At 66.4% G+C, this 15,589-nt stretch carries 16 protein-coding genes; 7 read left to right on the forward strand and 9 right to left on the reverse strand.

From position 1 onward, the window contains the following. Nucleotides 1-71: 71 nt before the first annotated feature. On the forward strand, nucleotides 72-824 hold the full coding sequence (locus tag FPY90_RS04490; RefSeq protein WP_498684052.1) for an ankyrin repeat domain-containing protein: 753 nt from the start codon (nucleotides 72-74) through the stop codon (nucleotides 822-824). Nucleotides 825-845: 21 nt separating this feature from the next. Here the strand turns inward: FPY90_RS04490 and trmD are convergent, their stop codons facing one another. The 4 genes from trmD to rpsP all read right to left on the reverse strand — a co-directional run bounded on the left by trmD (nucleotide 846) and on the right by rpsP (nucleotide 3,098). Then, nucleotides 846-1,652, reverse strand: a complete 807-nt coding sequence (gene trmD / locus FPY90_RS04495) for a tRNA (guanosine(37)-N1)-methyltransferase TrmD (protein ID WP_498684054.1) — start codon at nucleotides 1,650-1,652, stop codon at nucleotides 846-848. Nucleotides 1,653-1,657: 5 nt separating this feature from the next. Further along, the gene (rimM, locus tag FPY90_RS04500) at nucleotides 1,658-2,203 is read right to left on the reverse strand and encodes a ribosome maturation factor RimM (RefSeq protein WP_071215359.1); all 546 of its coding nucleotides are present in this window, start codon (nucleotides 2,201-2,203) and stop codon (nucleotides 1,658-1,660) included. Between the two features lie 238 nt (nucleotides 2,204-2,441). Next, nucleotides 2,442-2,681, reverse strand: coding sequence for an RNA-binding protein (locus FPY90_RS04505; protein WP_071215358.1), 240 nt, complete (start codon nucleotides 2,679-2,681; stop codon nucleotides 2,442-2,444). A 3-nt stretch (nucleotides 2,682-2,684) separates the two neighbouring features. Continuing rightward, nucleotides 2,685-3,098: a 30S ribosomal protein S16 gene (rpsP, locus tag FPY90_RS04510; RefSeq protein ID WP_071215357.1), complete on the reverse strand. Its 414-nt coding sequence runs from the start codon at nucleotides 3,096-3,098 to the stop codon at nucleotides 2,685-2,687. A 467-nt stretch (nucleotides 3,099-3,565) separates the two neighbouring features. On the opposite strand from rpsP, the gene FPY90_RS04515 reads away from it, so the two are divergent. Both FPY90_RS04515 and FPY90_RS04520 read left to right on the forward strand, forming a co-directional pair. Beyond that, a complete protein-coding gene (locus tag FPY90_RS04515) occupies nucleotides 3,566-4,240 on the forward strand; it encodes a uracil-DNA glycosylase family protein (RefSeq protein ID WP_498684056.1) in 675 nt (224 codons plus the stop codon). 96 nt (nucleotides 4,241-4,336) lie between these two features. After that, nucleotides 4,337-5,221, forward strand: coding sequence for a uracil-DNA glycosylase family protein (locus FPY90_RS04520; protein WP_498684058.1), 885 nt, complete (start codon nucleotides 4,337-4,339; stop codon nucleotides 5,219-5,221). A gap of 120 nt (nucleotides 5,222-5,341) precedes the next feature. On the opposite strand, the gene FPY90_RS04525 is transcribed toward FPY90_RS04520, so the two are convergent. Together FPY90_RS04525 and FPY90_RS04530 are read right to left on the reverse strand one after the other, a co-directional pair. Further along, nucleotides 5,342-5,470 (reverse strand): hypothetical protein, encoded by a 129-nt coding sequence (locus tag FPY90_RS04525; protein ID WP_281070103.1) that lies wholly within the window; start codon nucleotides 5,468-5,470, stop codon nucleotides 5,342-5,344. Nucleotides 5,471-5,624: 154 nt separating this feature from the next. Further along, entirely contained in the window at nucleotides 5,625-6,842 is a 1,218-nt protein-coding gene (locus FPY90_RS04530) for an amidohydrolase (protein ID WP_498684061.1), read from the reverse strand. 158 nt (nucleotides 6,843-7,000) lie between these two features. On the opposite strand from FPY90_RS04530, the gene FPY90_RS04535 reads away from it, so the two are divergent. The 4 genes from FPY90_RS04535 (at nucleotide 7,001) to FPY90_RS04550 (ending at nucleotide 11,665) form a co-directional block, all read left to right on the forward strand. Continuing rightward, nucleotides 7,001-8,368 carry a TrkH family potassium uptake protein gene (locus tag FPY90_RS04535; RefSeq protein WP_498684062.1) on the forward strand — a complete coding sequence of 456 codons (1,368 nt, stop codon included), beginning with the start codon at nucleotides 7,001-7,003 and terminating at the stop codon, nucleotides 8,366-8,368. A gap of 25 nt (nucleotides 8,369-8,393) precedes the next feature. Next, nucleotides 8,394-9,059: a potassium channel family protein gene (locus tag FPY90_RS04540; protein WP_498685511.1), complete on the forward strand. Its 666-nt coding sequence runs from the start codon at nucleotides 8,394-8,396 to the stop codon at nucleotides 9,057-9,059. A 249-nt stretch (nucleotides 9,060-9,308) separates the two neighbouring features. After that, nucleotides 9,309-10,628, forward strand: a complete 1,320-nt coding sequence (locus FPY90_RS04545; protein ID WP_498684064.1) for a hemolysin family protein — start codon at nucleotides 9,309-9,311, stop codon at nucleotides 10,626-10,628. Then, nucleotides 10,625-11,665 carry a hemolysin family protein gene (locus FPY90_RS04550; RefSeq protein ID WP_498684066.1) on the forward strand — a complete coding sequence of 347 codons (1,041 nt, stop codon included), beginning with the start codon at nucleotides 10,625-10,627 and terminating at the stop codon, nucleotides 11,663-11,665. Before FPY90_RS04545 ends, FPY90_RS04550 begins: the two co-directional genes overlap by 4 nt. Nucleotides 11,666-11,732: 67 nt before the next feature. Here the strand turns inward: FPY90_RS04550 and pstS are convergent, their stop codons facing one another. The 3 genes from pstS to FPY90_RS04565 form a co-directional block, all read right to left on the reverse strand. Then, the gene (pstS, locus tag FPY90_RS04555; RefSeq protein WP_498685513.1) at nucleotides 11,733-12,863 is read right to left on the reverse strand and encodes a phosphate ABC transporter substrate-binding protein PstS; all 1,131 of its coding nucleotides are present in this window, start codon (nucleotides 12,861-12,863) and stop codon (nucleotides 11,733-11,735) included. Nucleotides 12,864-13,012: 149 nt separating this feature from the next. Beyond that, nucleotides 13,013-14,482 (reverse strand): 13E12 repeat family protein, encoded by a 1,470-nt coding sequence (locus FPY90_RS04560; protein ID WP_498684067.1) that lies wholly within the window; start codon nucleotides 14,480-14,482, stop codon nucleotides 13,013-13,015. A gap of 304 nt (nucleotides 14,483-14,786) precedes the next feature. Continuing rightward, a complete protein-coding gene (locus FPY90_RS04565; protein WP_498684069.1) occupies nucleotides 14,787-15,497 on the reverse strand; it encodes a TetR/AcrR family transcriptional regulator C-terminal domain-containing protein in 711 nt (236 codons plus the stop codon). Nucleotides 15,498-15,589 lie beyond the last annotated feature (92 nt).

Consider the following 15,589-nt stretch of genomic DNA (forward strand, 5'->3'; position numbering starts at 1 on the left):
GGCCCGGGCTCCCCTGCAAGGCCCGGGCCGGCGCTTCACGACTCGCCACCCCCTCGCGCTAGGATGGGCCCATGTCCGTGCGCCGCTCATCCCGCTTCCCGATGGCCGTGACCCTGGCCGCGGCGCTGCTGTCGCTGGCCGCCTGCGCAACCGCACCCTCCGGGCCCGCAACGACCTCGACGCCCGATCCATCCACCGCGTCGGCAGCCGCAACCGCCGACGGGTCCACGTCCGGACAGGCACTGCTTGTCGCGGCCCGGGCCAATGACGCCGACCAGGTGCGGCAACTGCTCGATGCCGGGGTCTCGCCGGATTTCCGCGACGCCGATGGCCGTCCGGTGCTGGTCACCGCCACGCGGGCCAACGCGCTGGAAGCGGCGAGGGAACTGATCCTGCGGGGTGCCGACGTCAATGCCCGGGACGGCAACTCGGACTCGGCGTTCCTCTATGCCGGGGCGGAGGGATTCCTCGGGATCCTGGAATTCACCCTGCAGCACGGCGCCGACGTCAGGAGCACCAACCGCTACGGGGGCACCGCGCTCATTCCGGCCTGCGAGCACGCCCATGTCGAAACGGTCCGCCTGCTCATCGAGGCAGGAACGGACGTCGACCACGTGAACGACCTGGGGTGGACGTGCCTGCTCGAGGCGGTCATCCTGGGCGACGGCGGCACCGCGCACCAGGAGGTGGTGCGGCTGCTCATCGCGGCGGGCGCAGACACCTCCATCGCGGATTCCAGCGGCACCACGGCACTCGAACACGCCCTCCGGCTACGGCAAAGCGCGGTGGCCGGGCTCCTGGAAGATGCCCAGCTACCGCGCTAGGGGTGGCGAATCTGAAGGCTGCTAGCCGAGCTCGTCCTTCGGGACGATGCGACCCTCGACGATGGCAAAACCGTTGTGCCACAGGGTGTCGCGGTCGTGCCGGTTCAGCGTGGAGGCATCCAGCTGCACGATCAGGTCCGGGCGCCGGGTGGCGGTGCGCTCCAGCTGCTTGTTGCGGCGAAAGCGTGCGATCTTGCCGTGGTTGCCCGAAAGCAGCACCTCGGGAACCTCGCGGCCCTCCCAGGTGCCGGGCTTGGTGTACACCGGGTACTCCAGCAGTCCGTCGGAGTGCGATTCCTCGACCAGCGACTCCGGGTTTCCGATGACCCCGGGGATCAGCCGGCCAATGGCCTCGACCATCGCCAGCACCGCGACCTCTCCCCCGTTGAGCACGTAGTCGCCGATGGACACCGGGCGCACGTCGAAGGCCTCGGAGGCAAATTCCAGGACCCGCTCGTCTATGCCCTCGTACCTGCCGCAGGCAAAGGCCAGGTGCTGCGCCCCGGCCAGTTCGTAGGCCATCTCCTGGTCGAAGACCGCGCCGGCCGGCGAGGGGACGATCAGGATCGGCTTGTCGCCCAGCGCGTTGGAGACCGGGGATTCGGTGGCGATGCGCGCCAGCGCGGCTCCCCAGGGCTCCGGTTTCATGACCATGCCGGCGCCGCCGCCGTAGGGGGTGTCATCAACGGTGCGGTGGCGGTCGTGGGTGTAGTCGCGCAGGTCGTGCACGTTCAGATCCAGCAGCTTCTCCCGCCGGGCCTTGCCGATCAGCGACAAATCAAGGGCGGCAAGGTACTCCGGGAAGATGGAGACAACATCAATGCGCATCGTGCCTAGGCTTCCTTGCCTGCTGCGTTCTCGCCCGAGCCGTCCTCGCGGTTGACCTCGAAGAGGCCGGCCGGCGGGGTCAGCATGATGTAGCCGCCCTCGATGTTGACCTCGGGGACGATGTCCTCGACGAACGGCACGTAGATCTCGTCGCCTTCGATGGATTCGACGACCAGCAGGTCCTGCACGTTGCCGGTGCGCAGTGCGGTGACCTTGCCGACGACCTTGTCATCCACGCGGGCCTCGAGGTCCACCAGCTCGTGCTCGTACCAGCCCTCGGAATCGTCCTCGACCTCTTCGGTGTCGATGAACAGCTTGGCCCCGCGCACCGTCTCGGCGGTGTTGCGGTCAAGCAACTCCTCGAAGGCCAGCAACAGGATTTCCTTGTTCCAGCGCGCTCCCTCGACGGTGAGCTGCTTGATGCTGGGGTGCTCGACCTCGAAGACCGCACCGGGAACAAACCTGTCTTCCGGCGCATCGGTGAGCACCTGGACGGTCACCTCTCCGCGGATGCCGTGTGGTTTGCCAATGCGGGCGACCTGGAGGCGCATGCGTTTTCTCCTTGAATACAAATCAATGGGTGGCCGGAGGTCTCCGGCAAGGGGGCGTGCCTTGGCGGGACTTTCATCCCCGGCACTTTTCTAGGTTCAATCTTACGTGCGAGTTGGGCCTTGCCGGCTCCGTGCCGCCAACGGCGGCGTCGCACCATGGCCGTTAAGCCACTTTGGTCCCACGATCCGTCATGGATCGTGGGACCAAAGGTACACAAAAAATGTGTGGTGAGGCTGGCTACCGGCGTCGGTCCGTGTCGACTACGTCAACGCGGATCGGTTCCTCCGCCAGTGCTGCAACCACGGTGCGCAGCGCCTTGGCGGTGCGACCCTGGCGGCCAATGACCCGACCGAGATCCTCGGGGTGCACGCGCACCTCAAGGATGTCACCGCGACGATTTGCCTTCAACGCAACCTGCACGTCTTCGGGGGTGTCTACGATGCCACGTACCAGGTGATCCAGCGCCTCAACGAGCACTGGTTACTCAGCCTCGGTTGCTTCTGCCTCGACCTCGGCCTCGGCAGCAGGCTTTTCAGCCTTCTTGGTGATGGCCTCGGGCAAGATGACCGAGCCCTTCTCCGGAACAACGAATGCCGGCTTGGCTTCCTTGACGCGCAAGGTGCCTTCCTGGCCTTCGATGCCCTTGAACTTCTGCCAGTCACCGGTGATCTTCAAGAGAGCGGCAACCTGCTCGGTCGGCTGTGCGCCGACGGAGAGCCAGTACTGAGCACGCTCGGACTTGACCTCGATGAACGAAGGCTCTTCGGTCGGGTGGTACTTGCCGATTTCTTCGATGGCACGGCCGTCGCGCTTGGCGCGAGCATCCATGACGACGATACGGTAGTAAGGTGCGCGAATCTTGCCGAAACGCTTCAGACGAATTTTAACGGCCACGGTAGTGGTCACTCCTGTTTTCTCAACATGTGCGAAGTCCTGTTTCTGCACCCGTGGGGCGGGCCATACCGCAGATCTTCAAAAGGACAGGATTCAAGGCGGAGAGAGGGGCCACTTCAAATCGAGTACCTGTCCATTATGCCAGAAAGTTTTGGCCGCAATGGACCGGCCACCACTTTTCCTTGGCTGCGTGTCGCATCGCACAAAAACCACCGCCCGGACAGGCAAGCATCGACGTCGAATGCTGCTGTCATTCGCGATGCGTGCCACCCGCACGGACCCGGCGACCCCGCCCGGGCATGGGCGTTCCGGAACGACGGCGACAAGGAATACCCGCCGACCCGAGGCGTGGGGCCTGTCGATGATTCCCCGGGCAAAAAGTGATCGGCACCCTTCCCTTGATATATTTCGGTATCCAGCCGGGAGTGCTTCGACATCCCGGGGCGAATGCGAAGCAAAGGGAATCGATGGCACTGGCCGACAACTGGAAGCGCGCCCAGCCCGGCGACCCGTTCTGGGACGAGCAGGCGGCGGGACTGCACGCTGCGCATGTGGCTCCCCTCAACGAGTTGATCGTGCGGCTCGGCGATGCCAAGGGCGGGGTCCGACTGCCGCTGGCCGCCCCGTGGCACGGCGGGATCCACGCACCGGCACTAATCGTCCTGAACGACGCGGGTGAACCGCGCGACGAAACCACCTTCATGTGCATCAGGAACCCGGACCGGGCCGCGGACCGGCAACGCCACTTGATGACCGAGTTCGGCATCCATCCGACGGACTTTTGCCAGTGGAACGGGTACCCATGGCCGCGCAGCGACCCCAAGCGGGACCTGACGCCCGAGCAGTCGGCCGAGGGCGGCCTGGCGCTTCTGGAGGTCATGGGGCTGATGACGGACCTGGAGATGCTGTTGCTCCTGGGGAAGAAGGCCCAAGACGCAGCGGATGCGGTGCTTCCGCAAATCCATTCCACGTTCCCCGAGCTGCACATCGTCCGATCCCTTCATCCGCTGGGTGCCAAGCGGACCGTGGACCGGCAGGAACAGAAACGCGTCTGGGCGGGGATTGCCGGCCGGCTTCGCGAGGGCAGGGCGGGTGGTTTGGCGCTCCCGGAATCCAATGGTTCGGCGCGAACAACCCAGTGACGCTTGATACCTCGTGTCGCCCGGGGTGCGGAATCGGCTTCGGCCCGTGCCATGCTTGTGGCTAAACCCCTCAAAAGTTACATGAGAGAAACCTTCATGCCCCGCAAAATGATCGACCCCGAATTCAGGAACTCGCAGGAATCGGAGTTGTGGGCCGAACACGTTGCACCCCTCAATTCCCTCGTCCAGGACCTGCGCGCCGAATCGCCCGGAAACACCGGATCCGTCCCGTTCTTCGCGCCCCTCCATGGCGGCACCGACGCCACCATCCTGTGCCTGATGCCCGCCCCCGATGCTGCCAATCGAGCCGAGGACGGCGAGGACATTCTCTCCACCGAGGCTGACGATGCATCGGCCGAGGCACTGGCCACCTTGCTGGCCGAGTCGGAAATCGACACCAAGGAAGTTGTGCTCTGGCACGCCTACCCGTGGTACCGGGCCGAGGGTGCTGCCGGACGCTTGACCGGCGCGGAGACGAATGCCGGGCTCGAACCCATGGGCAGGTTGCTGCGGCTGGTTCCCAACCTGCGCGCGGTCATCCTCATGGGCAAGGGCCCGGAGGAGTTCTGGGCGAAGCTGACCAAGAAATACCCGCAGGCAGTCACGCGGATCACGGCCATTCCCAGCTTCTCGCCCGCCCCGCTCTCCCTGAGTGGCACCACGGCCCAGCGCGAGCAGCGCATTGCCCGACGCTCCGAGGCCATGCGCGAGGCCCGCACGATCGTGAAGGTCCCCCGTGGTCCGGCCGGCCCCCGCCGCGAATCGATGGTGCGTGCTGCGGATCTTGGTCCCGAGCACCTGAAGCGCGTGATCGAGGTCAGCGACGGCAACCAGACGCTGCACGGTCCCCTGCTCAAGGCCTTCCAGCCGAGCCCCGAGTGGCGGGTGACCCTGACCGTGGAGGTCGCCGGCCAGCGCCGCGCGCTGGGCGTCACCCCCGACACCTGGGTGCGCGTCTACCGAGGTTCCGGCCTCCGCTAGGAACGCACGCAACGGCTGCAGACACAAAAATGCCTGTTCGGCGAAGGTTTTCCTTCCGCCGAACAGGCATTTTCACGTGTTTTCGAGGTGGCCATTTAGATCAGCCACACCGCATGGCGGTTATTTCGAAACCTTGCGCACGGGGTCAAGGATCGTTTCCCCCGCAGTCTTGGTGCGCTTTTCGGCGCGCTTTTCCTTGATGGATTTCGAGGGTTTCTTGGCTTCTGCCTTGCGCGGTGACTTCGACATGTTGTGCCGTCCTAGCTGGGATTGCTCGGCAATCCCAAAATTTAGGGGAAAGTACCCCTACAGGCAAACCCTAGCCTGTATTGCTGTGCATTTGGCTGGACCCGCCGGATTCCGCTCACGGCACCTTGCCATGGATCGCCTCCGGGCCCCGTGGCTATTCGGCCAGCCACGCACGTGCTGCAGCGACCAGGGCATCGACTCCCACGCCCAGCGTCGGTTGGACTTGCGGGGCAAACCGCGGTGAATGGTTCGAGGGAATGTCCTCCGGCATCCTTCCGGTTGCGGCAAAGTCCTTGAAGAGGCTTGGGTCGGCCCCGCCCAAGAACCAATACACCAGCGGCGCCCCGGCAGCAGTGGCCAGGATGCCGACATCCTCGCTGCCCGCGACCGGGCCCGGATCCATGACATGCTCCGCGCCAAACCGCCGGGACAGCACCGCGGCAACCCGCGCCGACGCCGCGGTGTCGTTGACTGTCAGCGGGAAATGCTCTTCCAGGCTGACCACGGGCTCCGAGGGCGACCCGGAGGCCATGGCCTCGCCGCGCACCACGCGTTCGATGGAGCTGAGCACCTTGGTGCGCACCGATTCATCGAAGGTCCTGATGCTCAGCCCCAGGGTGGCGTGCGAGGCAATAATGTTGTTCTTGGTGCCGGCATGGATCTGGCCGACCGTCAGCACCGCCTGGTCGGCGTCGGCAAGCTCCCGCGAGACGATGCCCTGCAGGCGCATGGTGGTGGCCGCGGCCAGCAGCACCGGGTCCACGGTGGTCTCCGGGCGCGAGCCGTGCCCGCCGGAGCCGTGCAGCGTGATGGTCAGCGAATCGGCCGAGGCCATGGCGACTCCCGGGCGCAACCCGAGCCATCCGGAAGGGAACGGAGCGACGTGCTGGCCGAGCACGACGTCGGGTTTCGGCACCGTCGCGTAGAGCCCGTCATCGACCATGGCTTGGGCGCCACCACCGGATTCCTCGGCGGGCTGGAAGAGCGCCAGCACGGTCCCGGACCAGGTTCCCCGCTGGGCGACAAGCATTTCCACGGCGCCCAGCAGGCAGGTGACGTGCACGTCGTGGCCGCAGGCGTGCATGACCGGGACCAAGTGGTCGTCGGTGCCGGTGGCCACCGCGGTGCTGGCATAGTCCAGCCCGGTGGCCTCGAGCACCGGCAGCCCGTCCATGTCCGCGCGCAGCAGCACGATGGGGCCGGGCCCGTTGGCCAGCACGCCGACAACGCCGGTGCCGCCGATGCCGCTGTGGACCTTGAGACCGAGCTCGGCCAGGTGCCCGGCGACGATGCCGGCGGTGCGGTGTTCCTGGAAGGAGAGTTCGGGGTTGGCGTGCAGGTCGCGGTACAGGTGCTCGAGGTCAATGGCCATGGGCCCGAGTCTAGGACTCCAACACCCCTCAGTGCCATGGTTTCGACGTGTCGCGGCCTGGGTTCCGATGCTTCGGGGCGCCGGTGCCGCCTGCGCGGATTTGGGGCGTCCCGGCACCAAACCAAGGTTTTGGTCCGGCAGCGCTTATTCTGGGATCCATGCGTGTCCCAGCTATGAAATACAGGCCCCTGGTTAGGGCACTGCTCCCCAGGCATCCGGCCCAGGCCATAGCCCTGGGTTTCGGTCTGGCCGTCGCCGCCGGAACGGCGATCCTGATGCTGCCCATGGCCAAGACCGGACCGGGCGGGGCCAACTTCCTCGAGGCCCTGTTCACCGCCACCTCCGCCGTCTGCGTGACAGGTTTGGCGGTCGTTGACACCGCGACCTACTGGACGCGGTTCGGGCAGGTCGTGATCCTCGTGCTGATCCAGCTCGGCGGCTTTGGCATCATGTCCTTCGCCTCGCTGCTCGGGGTGCTGATGGCTAGGCGGCTGGGGCTGAAGTCGCGGATCCAGACGGCGGCAGAAACCAAGAGCGCCGGCTTCGGCGACGTGCGTTCGGTGCTGCTGGGGGTCCTGCGCATCACCGCTGGCACCGAGCTGGTGATCGCGGTCCTGTTGACGCTGCGCTTTGCCGTGGGCCTGGGCAACCCGTGGGGACATTCCATCTGGCTGGGTTTCTTCCACTCGATCTCGGCCTTCAACAATGCCGGGTTTGCGCTGTTCAGCGACAACTTGATGGGTTTCGTGGGAGATCCCTGGATCTGCCTGCCGATCGCCGCCGCCATCATCGTTGGCGGACTGGGTTTTCCGGTGCTTTTCGAGCTTCGGAGGCACTACCGCCGGCCGCTGCACTGGACCATGAACACCAAGCTGGTCCTGGGCGGCACGGTGACGCTGCTGGCCGGCGGCACCGCCTTCATCTGCGCCCTGGAATGGACCAACCCCAAGACCCTGGGTCTGCTGTCCACCGCCGACAAGATGCTGGCCGGATTCTTCCAATCGGTCATGACCCGCACCGCGGGCTTCAACTCGCTGGACTTCGGGCAGATGGATCCGGCCACCTGGCTGGGCATGGACATCTTGATGTTCATCGGCGGCGGACCGGCCGGCACCGCGGGCGGGCTGAAGATCACCACGTTCGCCGTGCTGTTCTTCATCCTGCTCACCGAGATCCAGGGCGGCACGGCCGTGAACGTCTTTGGCAAGCGGCTCTCGCGTTCGGTCCACCGCCAGGCCATCACCCTCGTGCTGCTGGCCGTGGCCCTGGTCATCGGCTCGACCATGGCGCTGATGCTGATGACCGACTTCGGCCTGGACCGGCTGCTGTTCGAAACGATCTCCGCCTTCGCCACCGTCGGGCTGTCCACCGGCATCACCGCCTCGCTGCCGCCGGCCGGCCAGCTGCTGCTGGTGTTCCTGATGTTCATCGGGCGCCTGGGGCCGGTCACCCTGGCCTCGGCGCTGGCGTTGCGCACTCGACCCGTGATGTATGAATTCCCGAAAGAGAGGCCACTCATTGGCTAAGCACCACTTGTTCACGCCCAAGTCCATGGAGCGCATTGCCGAGGCCAACTCGGTGGTCGTCATCGGCCTGGGTCGCTTCGGCGGGGCGCTGGCCCTGGAGCTGGCCGCGGCCGGCACCGAGGTGCTGGGCATCGACAACGACGAGGACATCGTCCAGTCGTTCAACGGGCGGCTCACCCACGTGGTTCGCGCCGACTCCACCAAGGAGGAGGCGCTGCGCCAGCTTTCGGTGCACGAGTTCGACCGCGCCGTGGTCGGCATCGGCAGCGACCTGGAGGCCAGCATCCTGACCACCTCGGCGCTGCTGCGCTTCAACAAGCCCACCATCTGGGCCAAGGCGGTCAGCGCCGCGCACGGTCAGATCCTGGAGCAGCTGGGCGTCAAGCACGTGATCCGCCCCGAGCAGGACATGGGCCGGCGGGTGGCGCACCTGGTTCGCGGCGCGATGCTCGACTACGTCGAGTTCGAGGACGGGTTCGCGATGGTCAAGACCCGCCCGCCGAAGGAGGCGGTGGGCCGCCCGCTCGGGGACACCGGCATCCGGTCCAAGCACCATGTCACCATCGTGGCGGCCAAGCGGCCGGGCCAGGAATGGGACTACACCACCACCTCCACGGTGCTGCACGAGGGCGACGAGATCATCGTGGCCGGTGCGACCTCCGCGGCCGAGCGCTTCGCCACCCTGCTTTAGGCTGGGAAATTGCCGTGAACCCTGGGGCCGCCGGATGGGCCACGGCGCCCTTGGGTTCCCGCGGAAATCCGGGGCCCGGGGCACCTGCGGCGCTGTGCGGCGCCACTGGGCGGGGACCGGCGGGAAATCCCGGCAGCGTGCGTTCCGCTAGAGTTGAAAGCACTATGGACGACCCCCCTTCACACATGCCCTGGCCCCTCCCACTGACTGCCGGTTCGATTCCGGCACCTGGCGGAGAGGGGCGCCCACATGAATGAGTGGATCATGATCGGCATCGGTCTGCTGCTCACCGTTGGCACCGGCTTGTTCGTTGCCTCCGAATTCGCCTTGGTGAACCTTGATCGGCACGACCTCGAGGCGCGCGCCGAGCGCGGCGAGAAGCGCCTGGGAACCACCATCAAGGCCCTGAAGATCACCTCGACCCACCTCTCCAGCGCGCAGTTGGGTATCACCCTGACCACGCTGCTGACCGGCTACACCTTCGAACCGGCGATCAGCTCCCTGCTGCGCGGCCCGCTGCTGACCGCGGGCGTCGCCGAGACACTGGTCCCGGGCATAGGCACTGTCGTCGGGGTTTTCCTGGCCACGGTGTTCTCCATGGTGATCGGCGAGCTGGTGCCCAAGAACTTTGCCCTGGCCGTGCCGCTGGCCACCGCCAAGTTGGTGGTGCCCTTCCAGGCCGCCTTTACCGCGGTGTTCAAGCCGGTGATCCTGCTGTTCAACAACACCGCCAACACCATCATCCGCTCCTTCGGCATCGAGCCGAAGGAAGAACTCTCCGGGGCCCGCAGCGCCGAGGAACTCACCTCCCTCGTGCGCCGCTCCGCCCTGGAGGGAGCCCTGGAACAGGACCACGCGACACTGCTGCACCGCACGCTGCGCTTCTCCGAGCGAACGGCCGGTGACGTGATGACCCCGCGCGTGCGCATGGTGCCCGTCGAAGCCTCCGCCACCGCCGGTGACATCCTCGAGGCCGCGGTGGCCACCGGGTTCTCCCGCTTCCCGGTGATCGGGCGGGATCGCGACGAGATCCTGGGGGTGGTGCACCTCAAGGCCGCCTTCGCCCTGCCGCTTGCCCGGCGCGCCACCACCGCCGCAACCGAACTGATGGCCAGCCCGCTGATGGTGCCCGAGTCCATGGGCGTCGACTCGCTGCTGGGCAAGCTGCGCACCCACGGCCTGCAGGTGGCGATCGTCTCCGACGAACACGGCGGAACCGCCGGCATCGTCACCCTCGAGGACCTCGTGGAGGAACTCGTCGGCGAACTGGAGGACGAACACGACCGCGCCCGCGTCGGCGTGCTGCGGACCGCAGGGGCGATCACCTTCGATGCCTCGCTGCGTCCCGACGAGCTGCTTGAGCGCACGGGCGTCTTGGTGCCCGAGCACGAGGACTACGACACGCTGGCCGGCTTCGTCGCCCAGCAACTGGACAGGGTCCCGGAACCCGGTCTCGAGGTGCGCATCGACGCCGGCTCGCTGCGGGTCGAACGCGTCGTGGGCACCGCCGTCCAGCGCCTGAAGTTCACCCCCGACCCGGCCGAATCCACCCAGGAGCAGACCCGATGAACGAGTACCTGCCCGGAATCATCTGGCTGGTGGTGCTGCTGGTGATCAACGCGTTCTTCGTCGGCGCCGAGTTCGCCGTGATCTCCGCCCGCCGCTCGCAGATCGAGCCGAAGGCCGAGGCCGGCTCCAAGGCCGCGAAGACCACGCTGTGGGCCATGGAGCACGCGACGCTGATGCTGGCCACCAGCCAGCTGGGCATCACCGTGTGCTCGCTGGTGATCCTGAACGTGTCCGAACCGGCGATCCACCACCTGCTGGAAATCCCGCTGGGGTTCACCACGCTCTCGGCCGAGGCCATCGGCGTGATCGCCTTCGTCACGGCCCTGCTGCTGGTCACCTTCCTGCACGTGGTCATCGGCGAGATGGTCCCGAAGAACATCTCCTTCTCGGTGCCCACGCGCGCGGCCCTGCTGCTGGCTCCCCCGCTGGTGATGGTGGCCCGGATCGTCAAGCCGGTGATCTGGAGCCTGAACGGCATCGCGAACTGTGTGCTGCGGCTCTTCCGCGTCGAGCCCAAGGACGAGGCCACCAGCGCGTTCACGCTCGAGGAAGTCGCCGGCATCGTGGAGCAGTCCACGCGCGACGGGGTGCTCTTGGATGCCAGCGGAACCCTCGGCAAGGCCTTCGAGTTCACCTCCAAGAAGGTATCCGACGTCGAGGTGCCGATCGGGGCGATGGTGGTGTTGCCGCAGGATTCCTCCCCGGCCGACATCCAGCACGCGGTCGCCACGCACGGATACTCCCGCTACATCCTGGTGGACGGCGACGGGGAGCCCTCCGGGTACCTGCACCTGAAGGACGTCATGGACCTGACCGTCCCGGAGGCCTTTGCCCAGCCGGTCCCGGCCAAGCGGATCCGGTCCCTGGCCTCGGTCTTCGGCGGCAGCGAGCTGGAGGATGCGCTGGCGGCCATGCGCCGCAGCGGTTCCCACGTGGCCCGCGTGCTGGACGCCGCCGGCTCCACCACCGGCGTGCTGTTCCTGGAGGACATCATCGAGGAACTGGTCGGCGAGGTGCAGGACGCCACCAGCGCCTGATGCCGCAAAACCGGCAAACGTCAGCGGCCCGCCCCATGGGGCGGGCCGCTGCCGTTGAACGGAAATGCTATGGGCGCAGCGTGATCGAATCGATCGCCGCGGCGGCCTCGGCGGCCAGGTCCTCGGGCATCGGTGCGCTCTTGGCCGAGTCGGCGGCGACCTTTTGGCCCTCGTCGCTGACGATGTAGTGGCCGAAGGCCTTGACCAGTTCCAGGGAGTTGGGATCGGTGTAGCCGCTGCACACGATGAAGTAGGAGACCAGCACCAGCGGGTAGGCACCGGGCTTGGTGGTGGTGCGGTCCAGTTCCAGGGCGATGTCGTTGCCGTGGCGCCCTGGCACCCGGTGCGAGGCGCTCACCGCGATGGCCGCGGCCTTGCCGCTGACCGGAACGAAGGAGTCACCGACCTTCAGCGTGCCCTTGCCCAGGGTCGCGTCGACCAGCGAGTCATCGGCGTAGGTCACCGCACCCTCGGTCCGGGCCACCGTGGTGACGACCCCGGAATTTCCCTGGGCCTGCTCGGTGCCCAGCCCGCCGGGCCAGGACCCGGACGGATCGTGCGTCCAGCTCTCGGGGGCGGCGGCATGCAGGTAGTCGGTGAAGTTCTCGGTGGTTCCCGAGTCGTCCGAGCGGGCGACCACGGTCATCGGGACATCGGGCAGCGACGCATCCGGGTTCAGGGCCTTGATCGCCGGGTCCTGCCAGGAGGTGATGGTGCCGGAGAAGATCTTTGCGATGGTTGCCGCGTCGAAGTCCAGTTCCTTGATACCGGGCAGATTGAAGGCGATCGATATCGGCGAGATATACACGGGGATGTTGATCGCGCCCTCTGGTCCGCAGGTTTGCTGCGAGCGAGCCACCTCGGATTCCTTGAGGTAGGCGTCGGAGCCGGCAAATAGCGTGGCCCCGGCCAGCAGGCCTGCGCGTCCGGCTCCGGATCCCACCGAGGCGTATTGGACCTGCACCTTGGGATGCTGGGTGGCGAATCCGCCGATCCAGGCGTTCATAGCGGAGTTCTGTGCGCTTGACCCGCCGCCGGTGAGCGTGCCGGAAAGATGCGAGGTGTTGTTTTCGGCGGCCTGGCGTTGGGCGTCGCCCAGCGGGTAGTCGGCACCGCAGCCGGTCAGCAGCAGGCCAAGGCCCAGCATCAGCGCGATCCGCCGCTGGGGCGCCGCTCTCAGGACGTGAAAGCTGGCCATCGGTTGGTGGGCCTGGTGCGGCAAGGATTCCTCCTGGGGACGATGCACGAAATGGACCTAGACGACCATAGCGCGCACACGGTCCGGTCCCCGAATCGAGAAGGGGTTTCGATTCGGTGGCGGAGGTGTTGTCTGGCGGTTTTGGCGGCCTACTGCCGCCGCGGCGGCGGGGCTGCGGGCGGCCCCACGGGGTGCACGGCATAGTTTTCGGTGCCGGGCATTCGCGGCGCGCTGGAAGTATAGGAGTGTCCGCTGGAGGTGGTGACCCTGATGCTGTGCCGGTCCCCAGGCACCGGGATTTCGGACCAGTCGGGCGATTCCTTGGTGGCGTTGCACCAGGCGCACCGTGCACCGTCGTTTTCCGCGCAGGTTTCTCCGCCGAGGGCGGCTTGGACCACGTGGTCAAGGTGTTGGACCCTGCCGGTGCAGTAGGGGGTGCGGCAGAACTGGTCGCGGGTGGTGATGAACCGCTTGAGGCTGCCGGTGAAGAGTCTGGCCTTGCGGTCCATGGCGATGAGGTCACCGGTCCCCGGTGCCGTGTACAGCCGGCGAACCCAGGTTCCCAGCGGGGTTTCCGGGTTGCCGGCGAAGAGTTCACGTGCCTTCTTCGCGGAGATGACGCCGTAGCCCTGCAGGAAAGCCGGTTCCGGGTGTCCCTGCATCAGCGTCCGGTCGGTCATGACCAGTTCGAGGGTCACCGGGATGTTGGTGAAGTCCTTGACGCCGGTCAGGCCTTCCAGGACGGTGTCGGCGGCGATCTGTGCTGCGTTGCGCGTGTCCCCTGCTGCGTGCGCACTGGCGATTTCCCGGGCCAGCACCTGTGCAATGGCGGCCCCGACCTCGGTGGGCACGATGCCGATAATCTTCGTCCGGTGTGAGTCGATGGGGTAGACGCTCACGTAGCGGTCCTTGGCGGCCTTGGCTTCGAGGTCGGCCTCGACCTGGTTTTGGTAGGCAAGGGCCCAGTGGCGGAGCATCGCTTCGAGCTTCTTGCTGCCCAGGCCGAAGCAGGTGTGGGTTTCCATGAAGAGGCGGGCGTCGAGCTCCGTCCGGGCGTCTTCGTCGAGGTCCTTCAGCACGCGGTAGATGATGCGGGCTTCGGCGTCGTTGATGACACCGAATTTGAGGCCGGCCTTGGTGAAGGGCAGCGATTGGCAGAGCATCCGGGAATAGTTCAGCTCCCGGGTTCCGGAGCGCGGCGCTTCGTGCCGGGCTATGGCGACGTCTGCGCCGATGCCTTGCTGCGGGTTCTTTTCCAGCACGCCGCGGCGCGTGCGGTCGGTGGTGACAGCTGCCTCGTGGGCGCAGGCGATTTCCGCTTGCACCGCGTTGGCGCAGGATTTCAGGTCTTCCAGGGCCCCGACGCCCTCGATCGCCTCGTACGGGGAGAGCTCCAGCGGTACGTCGGCGACGGCTTGGGTCACGGTGCGGATGCCGTCCACTCCGGTGCAGGCGAAGAAGTCGGCGAGCAAGGCGTTCATGTCCAGGCCCCTGCCGAGCAGGGCCCCGTAGCTCAGGTCCACGGACTCGAGGTCAGCTTCCAGGTCCGCGAACAGCTCATCGTCGAGGTCAGCATCTTCGATGCTGCCGAATCCCGAAGTCGATGACGACGTTGCCATGACTCCATTCTAGAAAGCCCCACAGACATTTTGGGAATCGGCTCCTCCCTCTCCGGCCGGGGCACGTCCGCACGTTTTCATCCCAATGGGACGGCATGCGCCCGCGGCGGCATTGGCGCCGCAACGGTCGAACTTGGGATCGCCGGGCAGGCAGAGCACGGATGCCAGCAGTCTTGTTCGCTTGTGTCTGTGGCGAGGGCAGGTTCCAGGGAGGCGTCGGCTTGCGGAAACCAAGGAGATGCGGCCCGATGGCATCCATATCCGGGCCGGGTACGTGACGTGCCAAGGCCGGGTGCGGGCCGGTTCACCCGGTACGCGCCGAGGTCTCCGGTCCACCCCCGGTTTCGGGGATCCAGCGCTGCAGGGCATCGAGGATCAGCTCGAGACCGATCTCGAATTCATCACCCAAGTCGTAGCCCGGTTGCAGCACGTGTTCGGTGGCTATTTCCATGAGGTGCGGATAGTCGCCGGCGGAGAACAGCTGCACGATCGGATCGGTGACGCTTGCCGCGGTGTCGCGCCCGCTGAAGGGAAGCGCGGCCTCCTGCAGGGCGAAGCCGTAGGTGTAGCTGTCCAGCAATGCGTAGGCGTGCGCCGCGGCCTTCACCGAGAATCCGGCGGTTCGCAGGACCCCGAGCGTCGCATCGTGGTGGCGCAGCGTCGCCGGGCCGGGGGCAGTGCGCGACTCCAGCAGGCCGATGGCCCAGGTGTGGCGGCCCAGCGCCTGGCGCACCGCGCCGGCGCGCCGGCGCATCTCCCGTTTCCAGTCCCCCACGACGGATGGGACATCGATCTCGGCAAACACCATGTCGATGATGGCGTCCAGGATCTCGCCCTTGTTGGCCACGTAGTAGTAGAGCGACATGGGCTTCACCCCGAGCTCCCTGGCCAGTGATCTCATGGTCAGCGCCCCGATCCCGTCCGCGTCGGCAATCGCAACGGCGCTTCCCAGCACGCGTTCCCGGCTTAGCGGAGTACGTGGCAAGGGCTCTTCAGAAATTTCCTCGGCCGTCATGTCCCGATCCTATCGCATTTTCGTACTATGTAAGCTAAAGTAACTTACTAAGTAAGGCAACAATTCGTGAAGCCTTGCACCCCGGAAGGAAT

It is taken from the genome of Arthrobacter sp. C2 (genome assembly GCA_024207135.1).
Classification (GTDB): domain Bacteria; phylum Actinomycetota; class Actinomycetes; order Actinomycetales; family Micrococcaceae; genus Paeniglutamicibacter.

What these genes read in the sequence shown, in the direction of transcription:
- pstS (WP_498685513.1), bottom strand. Translation starts at nt 12,863, where the DNA reads ATGGCCAGCTTTCACGTCCTGAGAGCGGCGCCCCAGCGGCGGATCGCG.
- FPY90_RS04560 (WP_498684067.1), bottom strand. Translation starts at nt 14,482, where the DNA reads ATGGCAACGTCGTCATCGACTTCGGGATTCGGCAGCATCGAAGATGCT.
- FPY90_RS04545 (WP_498684064.1), top strand. Translation starts at nt 9,309, where the DNA reads ATGAATGAGTGGATCATGATCGGCATCGGTCTGCTGCTCACCGTTGGC.
- rimM (WP_071215359.1), bottom strand. Translation starts at nt 2,203, where the DNA reads ATGCGCCTCCAGGTCGCCCGCATTGGCAAACCACACGGCATCCGCGGA.
- trmD (WP_498684054.1), bottom strand. Translation starts at nt 1,652, where the DNA reads ATGCGCATTGATGTTGTCTCCATCTTCCCGGAGTACCTTGCCGCCCTT.
- FPY90_RS04490 (WP_498684052.1), top strand. Translation starts at nt 72, where the DNA reads ATGTCCGTGCGCCGCTCATCCCGCTTCCCGATGGCCGTGACCCTGGCC.
- FPY90_RS04520 (WP_498684058.1), top strand. Translation starts at nt 4,337, where the DNA reads ATGCCCCGCAAAATGATCGACCCCGAATTCAGGAACTCGCAGGAATCG.
- FPY90_RS04515 (WP_498684056.1), top strand. Translation starts at nt 3,566, where the DNA reads ATGGCACTGGCCGACAACTGGAAGCGCGCCCAGCCCGGCGACCCGTTC.
- FPY90_RS04540 (WP_498685511.1), top strand. Translation starts at nt 8,394, where the DNA reads ATGGAGCGCATTGCCGAGGCCAACTCGGTGGTCGTCATCGGCCTGGGT.
- FPY90_RS04535 (WP_498684062.1), top strand. Translation starts at nt 7,001, where the DNA reads ATGCGTGTCCCAGCTATGAAATACAGGCCCCTGGTTAGGGCACTGCTC.
- FPY90_RS04550 (WP_498684066.1), top strand. Translation starts at nt 10,625, where the DNA reads ATGAACGAGTACCTGCCCGGAATCATCTGGCTGGTGGTGCTGCTGGTG.
- FPY90_RS04565 (WP_498684069.1), bottom strand. Translation starts at nt 15,497, where the DNA reads ATGACGGCCGAGGAAATTTCTGAAGAGCCCTTGCCACGTACTCCGCTA.
- FPY90_RS04525 (WP_281070103.1), bottom strand. Translation starts at nt 5,470, where the DNA reads ATGTCGAAGTCACCGCGCAAGGCAGAAGCCAAGAAACCCTCGAAATCC.
- FPY90_RS04530 (WP_498684061.1), bottom strand. Translation starts at nt 6,842, where the DNA reads ATGGCCATTGACCTCGAGCACCTGTACCGCGACCTGCACGCCAACCCC.